Origin of the sequence: Anaeromassilibacillus sp. Marseille-P3371, from assembly GCF_900169665.1 — a bacterium.
Lineage (GTDB): Bacteria > Bacillota > Clostridia > Oscillospirales > Acutalibacteraceae > Anaeromassilibacillus.
On sequence record NZ_LT835157.1, the window covers coordinates 2,552,575 to 2,559,524 of the forward strand.

Here is a 6,950-nt window from a genome sequence, read left to right on the forward strand (position 1 = left end):
AATTTCGTGTGATACTTCCTCCTATCATCATACTTGGAAAAGGGGAATCAGAATGGCAAAAAACGCGAATCATGAATTTTTTGAGATTACACCGGAGATTTTGGAGTTGACCGATCTCTGTAAAGCGCATAGTACCATCGACACCAGTCTTTATGCCAAATACGATGTAAAGCGCGGTCTTCGCGACATCAACGGCAAAGGTGTGTTGACCGGTCTGACCGAGATCTCTGACATTATTTCCTCAAAAGTGGTGGATGGCAAAACGGTTCCCTGCGAGGGCAAGCTCTACTATCGGGGAATCGATGTTGAAGAACTGGTGGCTGGATTCCTTCGCGAAAACCGCTTTGGTTTTGGGGAAACCATCTACTTGCTTCTGTTCGGAGAACTGCCCAATGTACAGCAGTTGGACGAATTTAAGCAGATTATGAATAAATACCGTACATTGCCGACCAATTTCGTGCGTGACATCATTATGAAAGCGCCTACATCCGACATGATGAACACACTGGCCCGCAGCGTACTAACTTTATATGCTTATGATGAAAAGGGCAACGATACGTCCCTGCCAAATGTATTGCGCCAGTGTATTGAACTGATTGCCCTGTTCCCACAGTTGGCCGTATATGGCTATCAGGCATACTACCGGGAGTTGCATCCTTCTAACAGTTTCTTTATTCACGCTCCTCAGCCAGAGCTTTCCATCGCAGAAAATATCCTGTATATGTTGCGGTTGGATCACAAGTATTCCGATTTGGAAGCCCGGATTCTCGACCTGGCGCTGGTGTTACACGCGGAGCACGGCGGCGGTAATAACTCTAGCTTTACAACACATGTGGTCGCTTCCTCTGGCACGGATACTTATTCGGTGATTGCGGCAGCCTTAGGCTCTTTAAAGGGGCCAAAGCACGGTGGTGCAAACATTAAGGTTGTAAAGATGTTCGAAGATATGAAGAAAAATATCAAAGACTGGACCGATGAAGATGAGATTCGCAGCTATCTGCATGCTTTGCTCAATAAGCAGGTATTCGACAAAGCTGGATTGATCTATGGTATGGGTCATGCGGTATATTCGATCTCTGATCCACGTGCTAATATATTTAAGAAGTTTGTCAAAAAGCTTTCTGAAGAAAAGGGGCTCTCGGATGAGTATGGACTGTATTCCCGCGTAGAGCGCCTTGCACCAATCGTTATTGGAGAAGAGCGCAAAACTTACAAGGGTGTCAGCGCTAACATCGACTTCTATAGCGGTTTTGTTTATCATATGTTGGGGTTGCCTTCTGAGCTGTTCACGCCTGTTTTTGCAATGGCACGTATCGCAGGTTGGAGCGCACACCTCTTGGAAGAACAGATCAATGTTGGTAAGATCATTCGTCCTGCATATATGAGCATCTCTGCACATCGCAATTACATTCCATTGGAGGAACGATAATCTACCACTTCATATGCAATATTGGGAAACAAAAATGCAGCATGGATCATTGACCATGCTGCATTTTTATTTATCTCGGGAAGCAAAAGCAAACCTTTTTAATGCTTCCCTATCCAAGATACCAATTTCACGGTAACGTGTGGCAATCCAGCCTCGCCTTACAAAATCTCCCAAAGTTTTGCTTACCGTCACCCGGGACGCCCCTGCTAAACCAGCCAGTTCTTCGTGAGTACAGTGTACCGCACGCCGCTCCTGCATCGCCGCCAAATTCAAAAGCAACTGGGCAATCCGCTGATCGGCCTGCAGAAAGGTCATATGGTCCACTTGTGCGGAAAGCATCCGCACCGTACGCGCAAGGTATTCGAGCAGATCCATCGCCAAAACCGGTTTCTCTTGAAAATATTTCATCAAATTTGGACGGTCAACCGCGATAATCTCCGAACGAGTTAGAGTTCGCGCGGACGACATCCGCGGAAGGCGATCCAAAAAGGCAGCCTCCCCAAAGAGCTTTCCTCCTTCTAAAATCGTCAACGTCTTTTCCATCCCATTTTCAGAGGTCAAGAAAATCTTTACCCGTCCTTCTTTCAGGTAATACAGACAATCGGCCCTCTCTCCCTGTAAGTAGACCATCTCTCCCTTGGCATACGTCCGTGGAACCTGGATGGTTTCAAAGATATTCCAAATTTCTTTTTTTAAATCTAATCCCTGCGAATCCAAAAAGTAGTCGGAGCCTTCCACAATATCCCTTCTTTCTTTTCCATTGTATCACCCAAGGCAGTTCCCCGCAACGAAAACTTTTAGTGATAAAATCAGTCAATATAATGAAAAATTTTTAGAGAATCATTCTAAAAGCCTCATTGAAAATCACATTATTTTGTGATTATATTATACATAAAAGATCGCGTATTATTTCCATCGCTTTAATCATGTGGAGGAATACAAACGAAATCTATATCAGGCGAAAGGAGGGGTGTATAGCATCGGGTTAGACACGATCATCTATTGGAAAAGGAGGAAGTTGTACAAGTATGAAAAAGAAAATCACAGCACTTTTCCTGGCATTATCTATGGTGCTGACTGGCTTTGGACTCGTGCCTGCCTCTGCCTTCTCAGCAGGAGAAAACATTGCACAAAATAAGCCGGCAACTACCAGCCGTGCAGACCGTTACAATGCCGACATGACCCCGGCGATGGCCGTCGATGGCGACCCTTCTACACGATGGGCAACGGGAGCTTATCTTCCAGAACGGCACGGCCCCACGGACGAAAACTGGATCTGTGTGGATCTCGGCGCTGTTTATGATCTTTCACGTGTGGTGCTGAATTGGGAAGCTGCCTATGCCACAAGCTATGACATTCAGGTTTCCAACGATTATACCACATTTACCACCATCTACAGCGGCTCTGCAGATAAGGCCTCTGTTCAGTCCATTGAGGTTTCTGGCTCGGGACGGTACATTCGAATGTATGCAAACTCTGTATTCCGTGCAGACTACGGCACCTCTCTTTATGAGTTTGAAGTATATGGTACACCTACATCCGATCAACCAGTCACAACCGACACTGTACAGATCCACATTGCAGGTTCGGACAATGGTTGGAGTATCTGTTCGACCGGTACTTGGGCTCCAAAAGGCGGTAAAACCCAAATCCGCTTTATGCCGCTCGATAACTGTACATTGCAATCTGTTTTAGTAAATGGGGAAGACATGCAAAGCCAGGTGCAACCAGATGGAACCTTGATCTGCCAGGCCGATGAAGACTTGGAAATCATTCCCACATACTCCCGTATTCCCTCCGCACATTTCGAAGCAGAGGATGCAAAGGTTGTCGACGGCAATGATGAGACAATCTCTGGCACGATTGTTCAGGATGAAGCAGCCAGTGGCGGTGCCTACATGGGAAGTACGGGCGGAAAGGGATTCATCTTGGAAAGCACTGTCATGGCGAACCGTATTTCTGTCGCCTACGCCTCTCCAAATACCGGTACGATCCTTGTATACCTGCTTCAAGAAGATGACTCCTATGTCAATATTGGAGCCATCAACTTTTCTACGACGCAAGGCTGGTATATGGATTCCCTGAAGATTGCAAGTTCCGACGCCCTGTATATCCCAGAGGGGTCCACCATAAAACTGGTTCCGCAGGTAGATGTCAATCTTGATTACTTTACATTATCGTATGGACAGCTTTATCCGGAGGAAAGCGTTGGGAAAGACACCGTACTTGCAAAAAATGCGTACCTCAGCGGTGCTTCCCCCACTGAGGATATCATGTCCACCGTTGGTACAGCGGTAAAATTGGATCATTCGGGACAATCCGTCTCCTTCACAGTACCAGAGGACATTGGCGAAATCAATGTGTACAATTTGAAGTATCGTGCAGAGGCAGATACCTCTATCTTGCTAACCGTTGGAGATTCTCCTGCACAGACGGTCGTTCTCCCTGCAACGCGTCCCCATTACTATGAAAGTTTTGGAGAAAAGGAGATTCCCATTCAATCTGGAGAAACCATTACAGTCGCCCTTGCGGAGAACAACGAATTGTATTTGGACAGCATATCATTTCGCTATGCTGAACCGATCGATCGCTTTGTTGTAGATCATTTACCATCTGCTGGCGAACGTATAGAGGTCCCTATGAACGGGATCTGGGAATGTACCAGTTCTACTTTCAGTGCTGGCGATCCCGTGCCGCAGGCAATTCCTGAAAAATTCGACAATTCCATTCCTGTGCCGGGGTTCTGGGATCAGGCCAGCATTGCCATGCCCAACTATGTCACATCTGCATTGTGGTACCGCACAACCCTCACTTTGCCAGAGAAGCCGGCAGACAACGCGATCCTACACATCGGAAAAGCCTACTATGGGCGTTATGTGTTCGTCAATGGACAATATGCGGGGGACTATCCCTATAACTTTACGTCGTCCAACACGGACATCACATCCTACCTACATGCCGGAGAAAACGAGATTGTTATCATGTTGGGAAACTATAACCAACAAAAAAATGATCCCGACTGCCCTGCACATGTTGGCACCGATGGCGAGCGCAATTCGTTCTATTCTGGTATGATCGACGGTGTCTCCCTCATCTTAAATGCCGATCCGGTTGTGACAGCTTTGCAAACAGCGCCCAATCTGGAAACAGGTTCGATTCAAACCCGCACTACTCTAGAAAACAAGTCTGATATGGATGTTACAACAGATGTCACCTTCCGAATTTACGAATTGGGTATCTTCCAAAATGGAACGCCCACCCAAGACCAACGACTCGTTGCATCTTATGTAGAACCAGATGTCACAGTACCAGCAAACAGCCGTATAAAATTGGATGTCGATGCTATTTATATTGAGGATTGCACAGAAGAGAAATACTGGGCACCGAACAATCCATATCTATACAAAATTGAAGTTCAGACATCTGGAGACACATATTCGGATCGTTTTGGTATGCGCACCTTCTTCTTTGATCCAGATACGAAACTCCCCATGCTCAACGGTGAGGTCCACTATCTGAATGGTACAAATATCGCTATGAACCGCTTCTATGAAGACCCGCTTCGTGCAGATCATCCATTTGACCCTGAGTGGGCACGTGCGATTTATCGGGAGTTTAAGGACATGCATTGGGACTCATTCCGCTTCCACAACGGCTTTGCTCCAGACATCTGGTATGATATTGCCGATGAAGAGGGCCTCATGATTATGGACGAATTTGCCGTCTTTGGCGGCTGCTCCGACGGCTGTACTGTGGAAACCCTTAAACCGGAAATGTACGCCTGGATGGATGAGCGTTGTAACAACCCTTCTTTGATTATTTGGGATATTCAGAACGAGGTTACAAACAATTCGCTCTTTGGTGAAACCATTCAGTCCGTACGCGATTATGATATTCAAAACCGTCCCTGGGATAACGGTTGGTCGGACCCGCAAAGCGATACAGATACTTGTGAATGCCATCCGTACCTGTTTTTGAACAATTCTTTTACACTCTCCGATCTGAATACTTTCCCCAATACGGAAATGAAGAGCAGTAATCAGGATTCCTGGGGTAATGAAAACCCCAAGATTTTAAATGAATACGGCTGGCTGTGGCTGGACCGCTACGGCGACCCTACCTCTTTGACTGGAGGATATTACGAAAAATGGATGCCCAATGCCACACGTGAAGAACGATTGGCGTTCTATGCAAAGGCCCTGGCACAGACAACAGAATTTTGGCGTGAAGGCCGGCATTATATGGGAATCATGCAGTTCACGGGTCTTAATTATTCCAAACCGAATGCAGGTGGTGCAACAAGCGACATTCTTATGCCGGACCTTACCATTCCTACTGTCCGCCCCTGCATCAAAGAAGCCTTCCGAAATGCATTCGCTCCGGTCGGTATTATTATTAAGGACTGGTCAGAAACGGTACGGCCTGGCGCCGTTAAGGAGGTCCCTGTTACGATCATCAATGATCTCAATGAGGATTTGCAGTCCCTGGAAGTCACTCTTACAGTCACAAAGGATGGCAAAGAGATCTTCCACGAAACCAAATCCTATGATGTAAAAGCAGCAGGCGATGTGGATGGAAATGACCGGCAGGTACAAACCTTTACTGTCCGTGTCCCGCGCTCTACCTCTGGGGAATATTCGATCGTCGCTTCCTACTCTCGCAATGGCGAGACCGTCTCTAGCAACCGTACTTGGGCCGTAGATAACACACCCATGAGTATCGCTGAAGGCAAGAATGCCTTTGCCAACCTTGAAGAAGAGGATTATCCGGCTAAAAATGTAATCGACGGCAACAGCACCACCCGTTGGAGTTCCTATATCGAAGGGTCCTCTGCGGAAGAACTAGACAACGCTTGGATTACAATCGATCTCGGAGAATCCTATCACATCAATAAAGTCCGCCTCGCTTGGGAAGCGGCATATGGAAAGGAATACCTCATTCAAACCTCAGACGATAATATTACCTATACAACCATCTATTCTGGTACTGCGTCTGGCGAAGGGGAACAAACTTTTGCAGTAGAAGGAACGGGACGATATCTTCGAATGCAGGGGGTTAAACGTGGAACCTCATTTGGGTACTCCCTCTACAGTTTTGATGCTTGGGGAGAACTTGTCCTTGCTCCTAAATACGCGGTTTCGATTGATGATGTATTGGGTGGGACAGCAACTGTGTCCGTTGATAAATCAGAGGCGAAAGAAAATGAAACGGTATCCATCTCTATCTCCGATCTGGAAGCGGGTAAACAAATTGACTCCGTAACCGTTGTTGACGAAGATGGTTTTGAGGTAGAGGTTAGCCAGCAGTCAGATAATACATACATCTTCACCATGCCCCCCTGCGCAGTAAACATACACGTATGTTTGACGGCCGCAGAGCCGCAGTTGTTGACCGTACAGTGGAGCAGCAATGCAGCGGTGGAAGTGGAAGGAAATGCAGATGTGGTGATCTCCACGGATGCAATCTACGGCGCGAAAGTGATGCCGTGTGAAGATCTGACCTTTACCTTCACCCCGACCGA

At 46.9% G+C, this 6,950-nt stretch carries 3 protein-coding genes; 2 read left to right on the forward strand and 1 reads right to left on the reverse strand.

Going from position 1 to position 6,950, the window contains the following annotated elements; translation table 11 throughout:
* Positions 1-52 precede the first annotated feature (52 nt).
* Positions 53-1,429, forward strand: coding sequence for a citrate/2-methylcitrate synthase (locus B9Y59_RS10680; protein ID WP_054324749.1), 1,377 nt, complete (start codon positions 53-55; stop codon positions 1,427-1,429).
* A 66-nt stretch (positions 1,430-1,495) separates the two neighbouring features.
* Here B9Y59_RS10680 and B9Y59_RS10685 read toward each other — a convergent pair whose 3' ends face one another.
* The gene (locus B9Y59_RS10685) at positions 1,496-2,167 is read right to left on the reverse strand and encodes a Crp/Fnr family transcriptional regulator (protein WP_242967294.1); all 672 of its coding nucleotides are present in this window, start codon (positions 2,165-2,167) and stop codon (positions 1,496-1,498) included.
* Positions 2,168-2,457: 290 nt separating this feature from the next.
* Between B9Y59_RS10685 and B9Y59_RS15820 the strand changes: the two genes are divergently transcribed.
* On the forward strand, positions 2,458-6,950 hold a 4,493-nt coding region (locus tag B9Y59_RS15820; protein WP_085533383.1), incomplete at its 3' end, for a discoidin domain-containing protein.

Bases quoted from the DNA above. Each gene is read 5' to 3' on its own strand.
- B9Y59_RS10680 (WP_054324749.1), top strand. From the start codon at position 53: ATGGCAAAAAACGCGAATCATGAATTTTTTGAGATTACACCGGAGATT.